Genomic DNA, 16600 nt, shown 5'->3' with positions numbered 1-16600 from the left:
ACCGAAAGGCAGAGACCTGCCGACCGCCACCGGCCGCGCGGCGTCGCCTACGGGGCCGCCGGCTCCGCGAGCGAGGAGACGACGGTCGCCAGGTCCGCGCCCGCCCGCAGGAGCGCCACGGTCCGGACCGCGATCCGGTCGAGGTGGCGTTGCAGGATGCGCTCGGTCTCACCCGGGCCGTCGAGCCGCTCCAGGGAGCCGATGACCTCGCGCACGGCCGGGATGCCGTAACCGGAACTGCGCAGGGCGGCGACGATGCGAGCCGCCCTGATGGCGGGCACGCCGTAGCGACGTGCCCGCAGGGAGGTGACGCGCTCCGGCGTGACGAGTCCCTCCTGTTCCCAGAACCGCAGGGTCGAGGTGCGGACGCGGAGCGCTTCGGCGAGTTCCGTGATCGTCATGGCGTCGTCGTCCTGCGTCGCCCCGGCGGGCTGGGCCTCGGTCCGGATGGCGTGCAGGGCCCGTTGGGCGCGCAGCGCCTCGTCCCGTTCCCGGGCGAGTCGGACGTGCAGCTCGTTGACGGTCGCGGCCGCCTCGGTGAGGGTGCCGGTGCGCAGCTCCGGGAGGAGCTGCCGGGCCGCGACCGGGCCCACGGCACCGGCGAGCCCGCGATAGGCGCGCAGCGCATGGACGTGGACGGCGGCGTAGTCGCGGTACCCGTTGTCGGCGCGGGCCGCCGGCGGAATGACCCCCAGCCGTTCCAGGTCGCGCACCTGCTGCACCGAATACCCCGACTCCCTGGCGACATCGACCGTGCGCAGCGGTCCCCGTTGCGCACCGCCCGCCGTCCCGTCCATGACCAACCCCACAGAAGCACTTGAAGGAGATGCTTGAACCATGAGTATGGAACAGATCATCGCGTCGGTGCAGAGTCTCGACGGGGCGCTCGTGGTCCGCCCGGAGCCCGGCGGCGACTTCCCCGACCTCGTGGTGGGGGACTCCTTCTTCTACTACGCCCCGGACGGCCGGATGCCGCAGACCACCCAGCCCTACGGGACCATCGTCACCAAGAACTATCCCGACGACACCGCCTCCGACCTCGATCGCCCGGGGCACTGGCGGGTGAACGTGAATGTGGACCGTGCGACGTTTCAGGAACTGCTCGACGAAGCACCGGGCGACCTCACCCGGCCGCGCGACCACACTGCGGTCGACACCGTGCTGCCGCACCCGGTGTACGGGGCCCTCGGTTGGATCTCCGTCGTCAACCCCGGCGCGCGGACCACGGAACTGGTCGAGCGGCTGCTGAGTGGTGCCCACGACGCCGCCCGGGCCCGCTACCTGCGGCGGCGCGGGGCGGACGACTGACGGCGGTCGCGGGCCGGGGTCAGGGCCGGGCGGGGCCGCCGTCGTACGGGACGCCGGCCCTGGCCGCCAGCCCGGCGATCAGCAGTTCCAGTCCGTAGTGGAATTCGGCGTCGTGGTTGCCGGCGGCCAGGTGGGGTGCGGCGGCGATCAGGATCGGGTCGCCGGTGGCGGCGATGTCGCGGCCCTGCTGCCGGAGCTGCTGGTCGTCCAGGGAACCCAGGTAGATGGCGTGGCCCAGCTCCCGCATGATCGAGCCGATCATGAAGGCGGTGTAGCTGCGCAGGACGTGGACGCCCTCCTCCGGCGTCAGCCGGAGGTCGGTGAGGGTGGCCAGGGTGGAGCGGAGGGCCCGCAGGGCCGCGGGGGAGCACGTGGGGCGGGTGAGCACCAGGGGGAACGCCTTCGGATGGCGCTTCGCCTGGGTCCGGAAGGCCGCGGCGTGCGCGCGGATGCGGTCCTGCCAGCCGTCGGTGTCGTTCTGCGGGAACTCCACCTCGGCGAGGAGCGCCTCCGCGACGCCGTCGAGGAGGGCGTCCTTGTTGGGCACGTGGTTGTAGAGGGACATGTTCTCCACGTCCAGCTCGACGGCCAGCTTCCGCAGGGAGAAGGCGTCGGCGCCGTCGCGGTCGATCATCGTGACGGCCGCGGCGATCACCTTCTGCCGGGTCAGGCCGAGCCTTCTGCCGCGGCCGGTGCCTCGAACCGTCACGTTGCCCTCCCGACCGCGGCCCGTGCGACCGCGACGCCCACTCGATCCTTGACATCACTTGCACCGCAAGTCTAGCGTCCGGGGCACCACTGACTTGCAGTGCAAGTCTTCGCGCGGGGTGCCCCGCCGGCCCCGCCGAGCCGGCCTGCACGAGGAGCCCGACCGCCCGCCTTTCCCCGCCCGGCCGCACGCCACCTGCCGGGCCGCCCCACCGGCGCGCACGGCCGGCGCACCACGGAAGGAAGCGACCCGCCATGAGTGATCTCCCCTACCCGCAACGGTTGTTCGCCCGCGACGTCCGATGGGCCCTCGGACACGCCCTGCCCCGGCTCGCCATGGACCGCGCGGCACGCCAGGGCGACCTTCACGGGCAACTGGTGGCCCTCTCCCGGAGCCCGCGTCCGCACGGCGACACCGCCGACGTCGAACGGCGGTTGATGGACCGCATCCGCGCCGAAGGGCCCGTCCACCGCAGCCGGTTCGGCTTCGTCACCGCCTCCCACCCCGCCGTCCGCGAGGTGCTCGGCAGCAACGACTTCCGCACCGGCGCGCTCCCCGTCACCACCGGGCCGTTGGGGCGGCTCGCCGCCTGGGCCGGTGCCGACGCGCCCGTCGGGCCGCTGAAGCCCCCGTCCCTCCTGGTGACCGAGCCGCCCGACCACACCCGGTACCGCAAGCTCGTCACCCGGGTCTTCTCCGTCCGGGCCGTGGAACAACTCCGCACCCGGGCCGAGGAGATCGCCGAGGAACTCCTCGACGACCTCCAGCGCCGCCCGCCGGGCGCCGACGACGTGGACCTGGTCTCCGCGTACTGCGGCCTGCTGCCCGTCACCGTGATCGCCGAAATCCTCGGCGTCCCCCACGCCGAGCGGCACCGCGTGCTGCGCTTCGGCACCGGCGCGGCACCCAGCCTCGACTTCGGGCTGCCCCGACGCCGGTTCCTGGCCGTCGAACGCTCCCTGCGCGACTTCGACGCCTGGCTGGCGCAGCACATCGAACGAATCCGCCGGCAGCCCGGCGCCAACCTGCTCAGCCAACTGGTCACCGCCCGCGACGACGACGGCCGGGGCCTGACCGGGACCGAACTGCGCGCCACGGCCGGCCTGGTGCTCGCCGCCGGCTTCGAGACCACCGTGAACCTGCTCGGCAACGGCATCGCCCTGCTCGACCGCCACCCCGACCAGCGCGCCGCCCTCCACGACGACCCGACCCTGTGGCCGAACGCCGTCGACGAGATGCTCCGCTTCGACCCACCGGTGTTCCTCACCGGGCGCGCGGCGACCCGTGACACCAGCATCGGCGGCCGCCCGGTGCCGCGGGGCGCGTTCGTGACCCTGCTGCTCGCCGGCGCCAACCGCGACGCGGCGCTCTTCACCGCACCGCACCGCTTCGACGTCACCAGGCCCAACGCCAAGGAGCACCTGTCCTTCTCCGGCGGACGCCACTACTGCCTGGGCGCCGCGCTCGCCCGCATGGAGGCGGAAGTCGGCCTCCAAGCCCTCCACCGCCGCTTCCCACACCTCACGCTGCACGCCGGCGCCCGACGCCGCACCACCCGCATCCTGCGCGGCTACGTCCACCTCCCCGCCCGACTCGGCACGCCCGTACCGGTCTAGGGCGTGTCCGATGGGTCGGCCGGAGAAGTACCGCTTCGGTGTGGTTCCGGCGGACGCCTCACGTCCTTTCGGGGCGCCGAGAGCTTGGGGCGCCCGGACTACTGCGCCCAGCGTCCCATTGCCGGCGCGGTGCCGATCAGGCACTCGATGCCGGTCGGGAAGCCAGCGAGAGCGTGGGCGGTCAGGCGCAGGTGGCCCTCAAGACAGACCAGGTCGTCCTGCCTCTCGCCGACGAGGATGAACGGCGGGAACCGCTCCCCTCTGTCGAGCGCGCGGGCCGCCTCGACGAACGGTTCGTTGGGCACGTCGTACGCCCGCAGACCTGCCGTGATGCGTGCGGCCGCATCGTGCGGCCGGCGGCTGCCACCCGACAGTTCGACCCAATAGGAAGAGGCGAGGTAGCGCACGCCGGCCGCCTCGCGGGCGGTCAGGAGCGCCCTGGTCCAGGTGACGTGAGGGGGGAAGTTCTCGAACAGGTCGCGGTTCTCGCCGTACCCGCGCGTCGCAGCGAGCAGAGCGCGGCGTGTGAGGTTCGCGCCGGCGTCGGAGAGGTCCGGGCGCGTCAACAACTGCTCGGTCCGCCCGGCTGCCGCCAGGTGGGACCGGAGGCGCTGCCCGAACCTCCGGCTGGACAGCTCGCCGCCCAGAAAGCAGGCGACCATCTCGTCCTCACTGCTCATGCCCAGTACCTGCACGCCCGTCAGCATAGGGTCGACCCGGTCGCACCGGTTGACGCCTCCCGGCGAACGCTCCCGTTCACAGCACCGGAGACGGCGACGAACCAGGCACCGCGGCACGGGACGACGCGTTGTCAGTGGCAACGCCTAAGGTCGCGGCATGAGTTCTTCCCTGAGCGTCTACCTGCTCGACGTGGCCGCGACCCGCGCCCTGGTCGGATCCGGCGACGACGAACTGCTGGAGGTGATACGCACCCGTTTCCAGGACGACCTGGCCGGCGACGACGACTACTTCAGCCACGAGATCGCGCAGGGCGCCCCCACCGCGTACGACGCGCTCCGTGCGGTCGTCCACGGCGGTCCCTTCAGCGACCACTCCCACCACGCCTTCCAATACGGCTACGCCTACCAGAGGTTGTGCGCGTTGACCGGCTCGTTCCTGCCCAACAACTGCTTCACGCCGCACCGCGGCGACTGGCTGGAGACCGTCGACCGAGGACTGAAGGACCTGCGCATCACGGCCGTCTCCGTCAGCGACTTCAGCTACGGCGTGCCGCCCGTTCCCGTTCCCCACGCGGACATGCCCGGGTGCGGCGTCTGGACGCCCGAGCAGATCGCGCGGGCGCTGGAGGAGTTCGAAGCCACCAAGCGGGCGGAGCACGCACCGCCGCTGGAGCCCGAGGTGGTGGAGGCCGTCATGCAGTGCCTGGAATGGATGCGCCACGCGCAGGCACGACCCGGCCACGGCCTCATCGGCTTCCGCTCCTGACGCACACCGCCGCGCCCGGCCAGGGACGGGCGACGCGCCCCCGGTCAGCCGGGGACGGCGCAGGCCACTTCGGTGGCCAGTCGCACCGCGAGGGTGCGGGAAAGCAGCACGGGCAGGCCGCTCGCGGCCGCCGCGGCCCGCCGCATCGCCTCGGTGTAGCCGATGCAGTCCAGCACCAGCCAGCGACTGCCCCCACGCGCCAACTCGTGTGCGGCCTCGGCGACGTGCGCCAGGGCGTCGTCCGCATAGGGGTTGCCGGGGGCGGCCCGGACGGTGCCGGGCAGCAGTGGCGACCAGCGGCGTTCGACGTCGGCGCGCTGGTCGGACAGCGGGCACACGAGCCCGACCGGATCGCTGCCGGCGATGCCGCGGACCGCCTGTTGCACGAGCGGCTCCGCGTACAGCAGCGGCCGCCGGGCCGGGACCGGCGGGAAGCTGCCGGTGCACAGCAACAGCGTCGCGGTGGCACCGTCCCGTTCGCAGCGGGCCACCGCGTCGCGCATCCGAGGGGCGAGCGCCTCGTGCCCGAGGACGACGGAGCCGCCGTCGCGCAGCCTGGTGACGAGCGGGGCCTCGCCGGACGCGGGCGCGAGGTCCGCGCGGGTCCGCCCGCCGGCCGGGCCGGTGAACTCGTCGAGGTCCAGGGCGCCGTGCTCGATCGCCCGCAGCCCGCGCAGCAGCGGGGCGACGTCGGCGGTCAGGTCGGTGCGCGGGGACTGCCCGATGGTGACCAGGCCCAGGCCCAGGCCCAGGCCGGGGCCGTGCGGCGCGGGGCCGGGTCCGGATGCTGCGTTCATGGTGGGTGCGTTCCTCTCATATCGGCGCGGGTCAGAGGGCCTTGTAGATCTGACTGACGTCGTGCAGGGAACTCCCGGCGACCAACCCGGCCCCCACCAGCGCGAGGTCGGCGTCGGCGGCGGCTCGCGCGTCGGCCCGGGCCAGGTCGTCCCGGCCGGCCCGGCGGTCGCGGTAGCGGGTGTAGCCGAACCGCACCGCGAGCGCGGCCAGCACCAGCCACCCCGCCTGCGGGGTCGCGACGAGCAGACCGGTGGCCAGCAGGACGCCCATCTGCCGCGACGAGCCGCCGAGGAACTGGATCAGCGCCCCGGGGATCGCCCACAGCCCCATCATCATCAGCGCGTGCGGGTCGGTGAGGCCGGCCTTGATGGTGTCGACGTAGACCTTGGCGACCGGCGGCACGCGGCCTTCGGAGAAGAACGGCTGCCAGGCGATCACGACGACGAGGACGGCGACGGCGAAGCCGACCAGTTGCGCGAGGTACTGCTGGCGGCGGCCGGCACGCTCGTACGGCCGCCACGGCACGGCGTCCTTGCGCAGGATCCAGCCGGCCTTGAAGTCGAACCCGACGTCGGCGAAGGCCGGTCCGGTGGAGGCGGCGTACCCGACGAGCAGCGCCAGCGGCACCATCGGGATGCCCAGCACCAGCCCGAGGATCAGGAAGATCAGGGTGACCGCGAACGCCGGGAACCAGCCCGAGTGCATCGCGGCCAGACCGACGATCAGCTGGTGGACGAGGGCCGCGGCGCCGGCCAGCAGCACCCAGCCGACCAGGCCCGCCCCGCTCATGCCGGACGTCACCCCACCGAACACGGCGATGACCACCGCGCCGGCGAGGAACAGCACGAAGCCCTCCAGCAGGCCCCGGCGCAACCGGCGCGCGTCGACCGTGCGGGTCTCGGCGTCGAAGCGGTCCTCGTAGGCCGCCTCGGCCGCGGCACGGGCCGCCGCCCGCTCGCCCGCCTGACGGGCGGACCGTTCGGCGCGCCGCTCGCGCATCAGCAGGACCGCCTGCACCAGCGCGACCAGCCCGGCACCGATCATCACGCCGTGCGGCACATAGTGGGCGGCGAGGTCGGTGTGCAGGACCTCCGGTGCGTACTGGGCGACCAACAGACCGACGCCGAACATCAGCAGTGCCCAGACGTTGCCGAGGAAGGCCACGCCGGCCGCACTGGTCGGCAGCTTGACCAGGGCGCCGAGGAAGCCGACGACGGCGCTGATGCCGAGCAGCCCGGCCTTGCGTCCGCCCTCGTCCCCGGCCTTGATCGTCTCGGCGGCCGCCACGCCGGCCGGCCACGCGGCCGAGGCGGGCAACAGCCGCGAGTCGAAGACCCGGTAGAGCACCCAACTGTCCACGGCGAGGCCGATCACCGCGCCGCCGAGCATCGGCCACACCAGATGGGGGCGGCCCAGCAGATAGGGCACCGCGATCGGGGTGATCAGCGAGTTGGCGGCGGCGAAGGTGGAACCGGAGACGGCGGACTGCACCAGGTTCTGCCGGTGTGGATCGCGCATCCGGCGCAGCGCGGCGAAGGAGATCCGCCCGATGAGCATGGCGAGCAGCGCGCCGATGACGGAGGTGTTGGGCGCGATCCCGAGGGTCGTGATCAGGACGAGGCCGATGACCGCGCCGAGTACGGAGAGCACGATCGTCACGATCAACGTGACGGGTTCGAACGCTCTGGGGTGGGCCGCCCGGCTCTCCGGGGCGTCGGCCGGCGGGGCCGGCGGTGTCTGGCTCATGGGTGCTCCGGTGCGGTTCGTCCGGTGGTGAGGTGGGGCGGGCCCCGCGGGGGCTGGGGGCGGCGCGCCCGGGAGGTCAGGCGGCGGCGTCCTCGTCGGGCGCGCTCGCCTGGAGGCGGGTCATGGGCCCGTACAGCGCAACGAGCCGGGCGAACTCCTCGGCGTCGTGGAACCGCGCGGCGCCGCGGCCGAACTCCTTGGCCGCCTCCAGCGCGAAGCGGCCGGCCGCGGCGATGTCGGTCTCGTGGCTGGCGCCGGTGGCGCAGCCGGCCACCGCGCTCTGTGCGGTCACGGCGAGGCCCACGACCGGTGCGTCGGTGGCCACGCAGGGCTGCATGATCGAGTTGATGTGGTGCACGCCGTTCCCATAGGGCGTGATGTCCTGCGTGGTGATCGGCAGGACGTGCGCGGCCTCCCCGGTGACGGTCTCCAGGATGCCCAGCAGATCGTCGCTGACCCGCAGGATCCACCCCTCCTTGACCGTCGGGGACAGGGCGATGCCGCGGTGGTTGAGCAGCCGGTTGCCCTTCGTGGTGTCGATCGAGACGACCGCGTCCATGGCCGGGTCGATCTCGGCGCGGTTGCAGTCGAGGACCGACACGGGGGAGTCCATGAAGGGCACCGGGTCGTGCGGCCGGGTCGGCGCGTCGGGGCAGACGTGGGTGCTGACGATCACGTCGCCGCGCAGCACGTCGCCGCGCCCGTACATGTCGAGCAGTTTGGCCGCGGTGGCGAGCGCGGCGACGGCGCCGTCCGCGTCGGAGACCAGGCCGGTGCGTTCGGGCCGGGCCCCGACGCCGCCGAGCCGGCCGAGCACGCCCAGCGTGGGGGCGGCGCCGCCGGCCCGGGCCCCGTCGGCGCCCGGCACGACGACCTTGACGAAGTCGGTCCCGCCCTTGGCCCCTTCGACCCGGGTGACGGTGATCTCCACCGCGTCCGACCGGACGGCGGTCGCGGCCGGGGTGCCGACGGCCTCCCGGACGGCGCCGTCGAGCACGCCGCGCAGGTGCGCGGCGAGGAGCTGCCCGTCGGTCTGCGGGCGGTCGAGGAGTTCGAGGACGTCGAGTACGTGCTTGAGCACGGTGGCTCCCTGGTGCGAGGTGGTGCGGTGCGCGATTTCGCTCAGGTTGCGCCGGCCATATCCAAGTCAGCAACCTTTTCTCTATATCAGGGAAGCGGTCTCAGATGACGGTATAGGCTGCCGCCGTGACTACCGAACGAGGCGCTCCGCTCCAGACCGCCGACCGCGTGCTCCAGGTCCTGCTCGCCTTCTCCCACGACCGGGAGGAATGGGGGGTGACCGACCTCGCCGCCGAATTCGGCTGGGACAAGTCGGTGTCGCAGCGGCTGCTGGCGTCGCTCGCCCACCGCGGCTTCCTGGTGTCCGACCCGGTCACCCGCCGCTACCGCCTGGGCCCCGCGGTCTGGCACATGGCCACCGCCTGGGAACGACACAGCGGCATGGCCGGACTGGTCCGCCCCACGCTGCGCGAACTCGCCGCCGCGGCCGGCGTCACCGCCCTGTTCGCCGTGCCGGACGGGGTCCACATGCGCTGCGTGGAATCCGCCGACGGCGCGGCCGGTCCGCTGCGCGCCTACCGCCTGGCCGACGAGCTGTATCCGGCGCACGCCGGCGCCACCTCCCGCGCCTACTTCGGCATGCTCACCCCGGGCGCCCGGGCCGCACTGCTCTACGGCCGCCCGATGGCCAGGTTCAGCACGCTGACCGTCACCGACGAGGCCGAACTGGAACAGCGGATGTCCCGGGTGCCGCAGGACGGCCACGCCTACTCCCAGGGCGAGTACGACCCTGCGACCGCCGGACTGGCCGTCCCGGTCGTCGTGCGCGGCCAGCCGGTCGGCTCGCTCAGCCTGGTCGGCCCGCACGACCGGCTCGACGGCCCGCGCGAGGACCTGCTCGCCCCGCTGCGCGAGGCCGCCGGAGCGCTCGCCGAACTCCTCACCCCGCGCCGGCCGCCGCGCGCCGCGACCGGCCGCCGCACGCCCGCAGCCGGCAAGCCGACCCCCGGCACCGACTGACCCACCGCCCACCCGCGCACCGCCCCACCCCCTGCGAAAGGCACCGCCCATGCCCACCACGCGACTGCTGCTGCTCTCCAACTCCTCGGCGCCCGGCCGTGGTTACCTCGAACACGCCCGCGAGGCCGTCGCCGCGCACCTCGCCGGCGTGTCGGAACTCCTCTTCGTCCCCTACGCGCTGGCCGACCACGACGGCTACACCGCCAAGGCCGCGGACTTCTTCGCCGAGCTGGGCATCCGGGTCCGCGGTGCGCACACCGCGGCCGACCCGCGCGAACTCGTCGCCTCCGCCCAGGCGGTGTTCACCGGCGGCGGCAACAGCTTCCGCCTGCTCAAGACGCTGCACGAACGCGGCCTGGTGGACGCCCTCACCGAGCGGGTCCGCGCCGGCATGCCCTACATGGGCTCCAGCGCCGGCACCAACATGGCCTGTCCGACCCTGCGCACCACCAACGACATGCCGATCGTCCAGCCCCCCTCGTTCGCCGCGCTCGACCTGGTCCCCTTCCAGATCAACCCGCACTACCTGGACCCGGACCCGGCCAGCGCCCACATGGGCGAGACCCGAGAGGAACGGCTCACCCAGTTCCTGGAGGAGAACGACGTCCCCGTCCTCGGCCTGCGCGAGGGCACCTGGCTCCGGCGCACCGACGACCGCCTGACGTTGCACGGACTCGCCACCGGGGCCCGACTGTTCCGCCGCGGCGCCGCCCCGGTCGAGTACGCGCCGGGCGCCGACCTCAGCGAACTCCTCACCGTGCGGCCGACGTTCGACGACCACGCCGGCTAGCTCCCGGCCCGCCCGGACTCCGGCGGGCTTACCGCACCGCACCGCAGCGGTCCGCGGCGCCGGAGCGCCCCGACCCGGCACCCGCCGCCGGTCGGGGCGCCCGCCCGCCAGCGCACGGCTCACGGCGCGTCGGTATGCGTCAGGGCGGCCGCCGATTTCACCCATGCCCCTGGGCGAAAGGGGCGCGGGCGGGGACAAGAGGACCGTTCGGGGCCGTACGACCATCCGAAACACCCACATATGTGTGCGATACCGTGGTTTTGTGGGACTCGATGACGCCTCGCTCACTTCGCTCGCCGTCCTGGGGGACGAGTTGCGGCGGCGGATGTTCGACGTCATCCGGCGCGAGCACCGCCCGCTCACCCGCGAGGAGGTGGCCGCGCGCGTGGGCGTCTCCCGCAAGCTCGCCGCCTTCCACCTCGACAAACTCGTCGCGGCCGGCCTGCTACGGGCCCACTACGCGTCGCCGTCCGGCATCCGAAAGGTCGGTCGGCGCCCGAAGGTCTACGAACCCGTGGACGCGGCGATCGAAGTCAGCGTCCCCGAACGCCGCTTCCAGCTGCTGGCCGACCTCCTCACCGACGCCGTGCTCCGCGCGGGACCCGGCGAATCGGCCCACGACGCGGCACTGCGGGTGGCGGGCGAACGCGGTGAGAGCATCGGCACCGCGGAGCGCGCCCGGATCCGCCCCGGACGGCTCGGCGCCGAACGCGGACTCACGCTCGCCCTCGACACGCTGAACCGACTGGGCTTCGAGCCCGAACGCACCACCCCGACGCTGGTGCGGCTGCGCAACTGCCCGTTCCACCCGCTGGCCGCCAAGGCCCCTGAGCTGGTCTGTGACCTCAACCGCGCCTTCCTGGCCGGCTACCTGCGGGGCCTGGGCAGCGACGCCACCGACGCCGTCCTCGCCCCGGATTCCGGCCGGTGCTGCGTCGAGCTGCGCGCCCGGCCGACGGCCGACGGGCGCAACGGCACGTAGCGGACCAGAGTCGCCGGGGCGAAAAACACCAGCGAAATTTTCCGCAACCCCTGGACCTGGACCGACCGGGGGAGAAGTATCGAAAGCGGGGACGGGCCGGGTCCTGGCCCAGGGCACCGAGCAGGACCACGAGCCCGTCCGATCACCGCACCTGCGTGCCCGTAACGAGTTGCTTCCCCCCTTTCCCACACCGGCGCCCGTCCGACGCGACGTTCGCCAACGGGCGTCATCGACGTACAGGTGGTTCCGTCATGGAACGCGCAACCACGTCTGCCCCGCACTCCACCACGACCGTGGTGCGCCCCTCCCCGTCGGCCGTGACCCCCGCCGACGTGGGACTGTTGCTGCTACGGCTGCCGCTCGGCCTCCTGCTGGCCGGCCACGGTTGCCAGAAGCTGTTCGGCCTGTTCGGCGGCCACGGGCTGAAGGCCACCGGCGAGGGCTTCGAGGCCCTGGGGTACCGGCCCGGCGTCCTGTTCGCCGGCATCGCCGGCGCCACCGAATTCCTCGGGGGCCTGGGGCTCGCGTTGGGCTTCCTGATCCCCCTGGCCGCCGCCGCAGTGATCGGCGTCATGATCAACGCCATGGTCGTCTCCGCCTCGCACGGCCTGTGGGCGACCGAAGGCGGCCTCGAATACCCGATGGTCATCGCCCTCGTGGCACTCGCCGTGGCCCTCATCGGCCCCGGCGCCCTCGCCGGCGACCGCTTCTTCCCCTGGCGCCACGGCGGCTGGCGGGCCGGAGCCCTCGCCCTGGTCCTGGGCGGCGTCGGCGCCGCGATCGTCCTCACCCTGTGACGACCGCTCCCGCGTCACGGTGCGCGGGCCAGCTGTTCGGGTCAGCCGGGCAGATTCTGGGTGACGCGCCACAGCCGACGCGGAAGAGCGCCTTCCGTGAAGCCGTGGACCTCGGCCAGCTGCCGGCCCACCGCCAATTCGTCGACCAGCGCCCGGTCGAAGAAGAGCACGGCGAAGCCACCGTGCTCGTAGAGGCCGTCCCCGTGCGCGACGCCCGCGCCGTAGTGGGCGTCGCCGGTGTGCCGCACCGTGTGGACGAGCGCGCCGCCGGGCCGGAGCACGTCCGGCCAACGTCGGGCGCGGGTCCGCTCCGGGGGGAGCGCCGCGTGAGAGCCTCGAAGTGCTGGCTGACGGACGACAAGGAGTGCACCCGGTGAGCGGTGAGGAACGACCGGAACGCCATGCCCAGGCCGCCGGTGAGACCACTCGCAGCGTCTGGACGGAATCGATGTACGCCGTCGCACGGCCCTGGCCCGGAATGCGGGTGCTGGTCGACCGGAGCCTGCCGCTGGGGCGCAGGTCCGGGGCCACCTACCCGGACGTGTGGCTGGCCGCCGTCGCTCCCTCGGCCGCGCTGTGGCGGTGGTACGGCGTGTACGAGGCGAGGTACGCGGCGTTCGCCGACCGCTACGGGCGCGAGCTCGGGGAGCCCGTGCGCGCCGCCGGGCTCCGGCGCCTCCACGGGCTGGCGCGGGGCGGTCCGCTGGTGCTGCAGACCGCCGTCACGCCGATACACCTCAGCCACGCCCGGGTCCTGGCGCGGCACCTGCGGGCCGGCCGCCCGGCCGAGGAGGGCGGCGACAGCGCCTGTTGGCTGGGCCGGGTCTGTCCCGATTGTGGTCGCCACTGCGCTGCCCGAGGGGTGACCACCTGCCCGCACTGCCGAGCCCCGATGGCGCAGTGACGGACGCGTCGGCGGGCGCCCGTTCCCGGCTGACCGGGCGGTGCCGTCTGCGGACGCAGGCGCGGAGCGTGACGAATCGGCACGCACGAGTGGTCGACATGAGCGAAACAACGCGAAAGAGGGAATTGCTACCTCTTGCCTTAATGCTGGCGATCTGCGTGCCGAAGGGAAGAGCAGCGAGCGGCAGTGGGTCGCTTGGAACGAACGAAAGGTTCGGAATGTCACGGATCATTCGGATTACCGCCGTGGCCGCCCTCGCGGCCGGAACCGCTCTGGGCGGGAGTTCGGTTGCCTTCGCCGACGGTCATGCGGCGGGCAGTGCTGTCGGTTCGCCCGGTGTGCTGTCGGGCAACCTCATTCAGATCCCGGTGCACGTTCCCGTGAACCTGTGCGGCAACACCGTTGACGTCGCGGGCCTGCTGAGCCCGGCCTTCGGCAACGTCTGCATCAACGGCCACTTCAAGCACCACAAGCACCACAAGGGTCACCACGGCGGCCGGCGCTGAAGCAGCCGTCACCGACCGTGTGAGCCACGGTCTTCGACGCAACGGACCCGTCCCGTTCCCGTTCCGGTGATCCCGGTGCGGGCGGGGCGGGTCCCGTCGTTCGTCGTGCGCGATTCCCCGCGGCTCAGGAGCGCGGCGTGGCCGGCGGCCTGGTGGCGGGCCGGCGCAGCTCCTCGGCCGCTGTGGAGACCCGGTGCAGCAACTCCAGGAAAACGTTCTGCTCTTCGGGGTCCAGGGGGGCCAGGAAGATCTGATTCATCCGGGCGGTCCGGCCGGCGAGCTTGTGGTGCAGCCGGCCGCCCTGGGCGGTGAGCCGCAGCACGGAGCGGCGGGCGTCCTCGGCGTCACGGGTCTTCTCGATCAACTCGCGCGCGACCAGGCGCCGGACCACCTCGGCGATGGTCGAGCGGTCGAGGCCGACCCGTTCGCCCACGGTCCGTTGGTCCAGGCCGTCCTCGCCGACGAGGGTGTTGAGCACGGCGAACTGCGGGGAGGTGACGTCCTCCGAAACGATCGTCGTCCACAGCAGCGTGTGCGCCTGCTGGAGCCGCCGGGCCAGATGGCCGGGGTGGGTGCTGAGGTCGAGCGCGGGCACGGCGCCTCCCTGCTCCTCTCGCCAATGCTCTGTGTACGGAGGGCCTTGCCCTCCCTCACTCATCATGTCACGCTTCGAAACTGCCGGTAGATAGTCAGTGTACTGAGCAATCTGGTGGCGTCAGGGGAGAGTTGGGCATGGACAAAGTGGTGGGCTCGGCCGCCGAGGCGGTGGCCGACGTGCGCGACGGCGCCTCCTTGGCCGTCGGTGGGTTCGGCCTCAGCGGCGTGCCCGAGGTGCTCCTGAACGCCGTGCACGAGACGGGCGTCGGCGGGCTCCGCGTCGTCTCGAACAACTGCGGCGCGCTCGACCGGGGGCTGGCCGTGCTGCTCGCCGCCGGCCGGATCGTCCGGGTCACCGGCTCGTACATCGGCGCCAACAAGGAACTCGCGCGCCGCTACCTGGCCGGCGAACTGGAGGTCGAGCTGATTCCGCAGGGGACGCTCGCGGAGCGGCTGCGCGCCGGCGGCGCGGGCATCCCCGCCTTCTACACCCCCGCCGGCGTCGGCACCCAGGTCGCCGACGGGGGACTGCCCTGGCGGTACGACGGCGCCGGCGGGGTCGCCGTGGCATCGCCGCCCAAGGAGGTCAGGGAGTTCGACGGGCGCCCGCACGTCTTGGAACGGGGGATCCGCACCGACTTCGGACTCGTCCGGGCCGCCAAGGGGGACCGCCACGGGAACCTGGTCTTCGCCAAGTCCGCCCGGAACTTCAATCCGCTCGCGGCGATGGCCGGGCGCCTCACGGTCGCCGAGGTGGAGGAACTGGTCGAGCCGGGCGCGATCGACCCGGACCAGGTCCACCTGCCGGGCGTCTTCGTCCAACGGGTCGTGGCGCTCACCCCGGAGCAGGCGGCCGACAAGCAGATCGAACGACGTACCGTCGCCGTGCCCGGGACCGCGGGAAGGGAGCGCCGCTGATGCCGTGGAACCGGGCCGAGATGGCCGCGCGGGCGGCCGCCGAACTGACGGACGGTCAGTACGTCAACCTCGGCATCGGACTGCCCACCCTCATCCCCAACTACCTTCCGGCGGGCGTGGAGGTGATCCTGGAGTCGGAGAACGGGATCCTGGGGACCGGGCCGTACCCCACCGAGGACCAGCTCGACCCCGACCTCATCAACGCCGGCAAGGAGACCGTCACGGTGCTCCCCGGTGCCGCCTACTTCGACTCCGCGCTGTCCTTCGGGATGATCCGGGGCGGTCACATCGACGTCGCGGTGCTCGGCGCCCTGGAGGTCTCGCACCGCGGTGACCTCGCCAACTGGGCGGTCCCCGGCAAGATGATCAGCGGGATCGGCGGGGCGATGGACCTGGTGCACGGCGCCCGCACCGTCCTCGTCGCCATGACCCACACGGCGAAGGACGGTTCCGCCAAGCTCGTCGCGGACTGCACGTTGCCGTTGACCGGCCGGGGCTGCGTCGACCGGATCATCACCGACCTCGGCGTGCTCGACACCGCGGCCGACGGGTTCGTTCTCGTGGAGCGGGCGCCGGGCGTCACCGTCGAGGAGATCGTCGCTAAGACGGCCGCACCCGTGCGGACCGCGACCAACGAGCCGCGTGACCAGAAGGGTTGAGGACGCATGGCAACAGCCACCCAGAGCGAGATCGACCATGAGATCGCACAGGCACGGGCGACCTACGAGGCGTCCGTCGCAGGCGGTGCCGCGCGCACCGCACAGCCGGCGCACGCCTACCCGCCGTACCGCTCCACCGCACTCCGGCACCCCCGACAACCCCTCGTCACCCTGGCGTTGTCGCAGGACCCCGAGGCCGTCGAACTGGCCTCACCGGCGTTCGGCGGGACCGACGTCACCGCACTCGACCACGACCTCACCCGCCAGCACCAGGGTGCACCGCTCGGCCAACGCATCACCGTCAGCGGCCGCTTGCTGGACCGTTCCGGCCGTCCCGTGCGCGGTCAACTGATCGAGATCTGGCAGGCCAACGCCGCCGGCCGGTACGCCCACCAACTCGACCAGCACCCGGCACCGATCGACCCGCACTTCACCGGCGTCGGCCGGACGCTGACCGGCGACGACGGCGGCTACGCCTTCACCACGATCAAGCCCGGGGCCTACCCCTGGCGGAACCACACCGGTGCCTGGCGTCCGGCGCACATCCACTTCTCGCTGTTCGGGACCGCGTTCACCCAGCGGCTGATCACGCAGATGTACTTCCCCGGCGATCCGCTGTTCGCGCACGATCCGATCCTCCAGTCGGTCACCGACGCCGCCGCCCGCGAACGGCTGGTCGCCCGCTACGACCACGACCGGTCGGAGCCGGAGTGGTCCCTGGGCTACCGCTGGGACATCGTCCTCGACGGCCCCACCGCCACCTGGATCGAGGAGGGCCGCTGAC

General features: G+C 72.9%; 20 protein-coding genes. 12 read left to right on the top strand and 8 right to left on the bottom strand.

Features of this window, described 5'->3' with window-relative positions:
* Nucleotides 1-47: 47 nt before the first annotated feature.
* The gene (locus ACLJT4_RS13170) at nucleotides 48-797 is read right to left on the bottom strand and encodes a MerR family transcriptional regulator (RefSeq protein WP_411122482.1); all 750 of its coding nucleotides are present in this window, start codon (nucleotides 795-797) and stop codon (nucleotides 48-50) included.
* 46 nt (nucleotides 798-843) lie between these two features.
* On the opposite strand from ACLJT4_RS13170, the gene ACLJT4_RS13165 reads away from it, so the two are divergent.
* A complete protein-coding gene (locus tag ACLJT4_RS13165) occupies nucleotides 844-1308 on the top strand; it encodes a DUF6194 family protein (protein WP_411122805.1) in 465 nt (154 codons plus the stop codon).
* A gap of 19 nt (nucleotides 1309-1327) precedes the next feature.
* On the opposite strand, the gene ACLJT4_RS13160 is transcribed toward ACLJT4_RS13165, so the two are convergent.
* Nucleotides 1328-2017 (bottom strand): TetR/AcrR family transcriptional regulator C-terminal domain-containing protein, encoded by a 690-nt coding sequence (locus ACLJT4_RS13160; RefSeq protein ID WP_016575368.1) that lies wholly within the window; start codon nucleotides 2015-2017, stop codon nucleotides 1328-1330.
* 254 nt (nucleotides 2018-2271) lie between these two features.
* Between ACLJT4_RS13160 and ACLJT4_RS13155 the strand changes: the two genes are divergently transcribed.
* Nucleotides 2272-3633, top strand: a complete 1362-nt coding sequence (locus ACLJT4_RS13155; RefSeq protein ID WP_411122481.1) for a cytochrome P450 — start codon at nucleotides 2272-2274, stop codon at nucleotides 3631-3633.
* Nucleotides 3634-3731: 98 nt separating this feature from the next.
* Here the strand turns inward: ACLJT4_RS13155 and ACLJT4_RS13150 are convergent, their stop codons facing one another.
* Nucleotides 3732-4313, bottom strand: coding sequence for a hypothetical protein (locus tag ACLJT4_RS13150; protein ID WP_411122480.1), 582 nt, complete (start codon nucleotides 4311-4313; stop codon nucleotides 3732-3734).
* Between the two features lie 157 nt (nucleotides 4314-4470).
* Between ACLJT4_RS13150 and ACLJT4_RS13145 the strand changes: the two genes are divergently transcribed.
* Complete coding sequence (locus ACLJT4_RS13145; protein WP_411122479.1) at nucleotides 4471-5079, top strand: hypothetical protein; 609 nt, start codon at nucleotides 4471-4473, stop codon at nucleotides 5077-5079.
* A 44-nt stretch (nucleotides 5080-5123) separates the two neighbouring features.
* Here ACLJT4_RS13145 and ACLJT4_RS13140 read toward each other — a convergent pair whose 3' ends face one another.
* From ACLJT4_RS13140 to ACLJT4_RS13130, 3 genes are all read right to left on the bottom strand, one after another.
* Complete coding sequence (locus ACLJT4_RS13140; protein ID WP_411122478.1) at nucleotides 5124-5876, bottom strand: AroM family protein; 753 nt, start codon at nucleotides 5874-5876, stop codon at nucleotides 5124-5126.
* Nucleotides 5877-5907: 31 nt separating this feature from the next.
* The gene (locus ACLJT4_RS13135; RefSeq protein WP_411122477.1) at nucleotides 5908-7623 is read right to left on the bottom strand and encodes an OPT/YSL family transporter; all 1716 of its coding nucleotides are present in this window, start codon (nucleotides 7621-7623) and stop codon (nucleotides 5908-5910) included.
* Between the two features lie 76 nt (nucleotides 7624-7699).
* A complete protein-coding gene (locus tag ACLJT4_RS13130) occupies nucleotides 7700-8704 on the bottom strand; it encodes a DUF1177 domain-containing protein (protein WP_411122476.1) in 1005 nt (334 codons plus the stop codon).
* Between the two features lie 125 nt (nucleotides 8705-8829).
* Here ACLJT4_RS13130 and ACLJT4_RS13125 point away from each other — a divergent pair, with 125 nt between their 5' ends.
* The 4 genes from ACLJT4_RS13125 to ACLJT4_RS13110 all read left to right on the top strand — a co-directional run bounded on the left by ACLJT4_RS13125 (nucleotide 8830) and on the right by ACLJT4_RS13110 (nucleotide 12232).
* Entirely contained in the window at nucleotides 8830-9663 is an 834-nt protein-coding gene (locus ACLJT4_RS13125) for an IclR family transcriptional regulator (RefSeq protein ID WP_411122475.1), read from the top strand.
* A 49-nt stretch (nucleotides 9664-9712) separates the two neighbouring features.
* Entirely contained in the window at nucleotides 9713-10453 is a 741-nt protein-coding gene (gene pepE / locus ACLJT4_RS13120; protein WP_411122474.1) for a dipeptidase PepE, read from the top strand.
* Between the two features lie 262 nt (nucleotides 10454-10715).
* Nucleotides 10716-11435, top strand: coding sequence for a helix-turn-helix transcriptional regulator (locus tag ACLJT4_RS13115; RefSeq protein ID WP_411122473.1), 720 nt, complete (start codon nucleotides 10716-10718; stop codon nucleotides 11433-11435).
* Nucleotides 11436-11686: 251 nt separating this feature from the next.
* Nucleotides 11687-12232, top strand: a complete 546-nt coding sequence (locus tag ACLJT4_RS13110; protein WP_411122472.1) for a DoxX family protein — start codon at nucleotides 11687-11689, stop codon at nucleotides 12230-12232.
* Between the two features lie 41 nt (nucleotides 12233-12273).
* Here ACLJT4_RS13110 and ACLJT4_RS13105 read toward each other — a convergent pair whose 3' ends face one another.
* Nucleotides 12274-12513 (bottom strand): hypothetical protein, encoded by a 240-nt coding sequence (locus tag ACLJT4_RS13105; RefSeq protein ID WP_411122471.1) that lies wholly within the window; start codon nucleotides 12511-12513, stop codon nucleotides 12274-12276.
* A 92-nt stretch (nucleotides 12514-12605) separates the two neighbouring features.
* Between ACLJT4_RS13105 and ACLJT4_RS13100 the strand changes: the two genes are divergently transcribed.
* Together ACLJT4_RS13100 and ACLJT4_RS13095 are read left to right on the top strand one after the other, a co-directional pair.
* Nucleotides 12606-13136, top strand: coding sequence for a DUF488 domain-containing protein (locus ACLJT4_RS13100; protein ID WP_411122470.1), 531 nt, complete (start codon nucleotides 12606-12608; stop codon nucleotides 13134-13136).
* A gap of 98 nt (nucleotides 13137-13234) precedes the next feature.
* Complete coding sequence (locus tag ACLJT4_RS13095; RefSeq protein WP_411122469.1) at nucleotides 13235-13642, top strand: chaplin; 408 nt, start codon at nucleotides 13235-13237, stop codon at nucleotides 13640-13642.
* 124 nt (nucleotides 13643-13766) lie between these two features.
* Here the strand turns inward: ACLJT4_RS13095 and ACLJT4_RS13090 are convergent, their stop codons facing one another.
* The gene (locus tag ACLJT4_RS13090; protein WP_411122468.1) at nucleotides 13767-14237 is read right to left on the bottom strand and encodes a MarR family winged helix-turn-helix transcriptional regulator; all 471 of its coding nucleotides are present in this window, start codon (nucleotides 14235-14237) and stop codon (nucleotides 13767-13769) included.
* A gap of 137 nt (nucleotides 14238-14374) precedes the next feature.
* Between ACLJT4_RS13090 and ACLJT4_RS13085 the strand changes: the two genes are divergently transcribed.
* Genes ACLJT4_RS13085 through pcaH form a run of 3 tightly spaced genes read left to right on the top strand, consistent with a single transcriptional unit; the run spans nucleotide 14375 to nucleotide 16599 of the window.
* Nucleotides 14375-15157 carry a CoA transferase subunit A gene (locus tag ACLJT4_RS13085; RefSeq protein ID WP_411122467.1) on the top strand — a complete coding sequence of 261 codons (783 nt, stop codon included), beginning with the start codon at nucleotides 14375-14377 and terminating at the stop codon, nucleotides 15155-15157.
* A complete protein-coding gene (locus ACLJT4_RS13080; RefSeq protein ID WP_233655670.1) occupies nucleotides 15157-15816 on the top strand; it encodes a 3-oxoacid CoA-transferase subunit B in 660 nt (219 codons plus the stop codon). Before ACLJT4_RS13085 ends, ACLJT4_RS13080 begins: the two co-directional genes overlap by 1 nt.
* Nucleotides 15817-15822: 6 nt before the next feature.
* A complete protein-coding gene (gene pcaH / locus ACLJT4_RS13075) occupies nucleotides 15823-16599 on the top strand; it encodes a protocatechuate 3,4-dioxygenase subunit beta (RefSeq protein WP_411122466.1) in 777 nt (258 codons plus the stop codon).
* The last annotated feature ends 1 nt before the right edge of the window (nucleotide 16600 follow it).

Origin of the sequence: Streptomyces sp. x-19, assembly GCF_046549115.1 — a bacterium.
GTDB classification, from domain to species: Bacteria; Actinomycetota; Actinomycetes; order Streptomycetales; family Streptomycetaceae; genus Streptomyces; species Streptomyces albulus_C.
The sequence above is the reverse complement of the archived record's forward strand: the minus strand, read 5'-3'. Positions and strand labels throughout refer to the sequence as shown.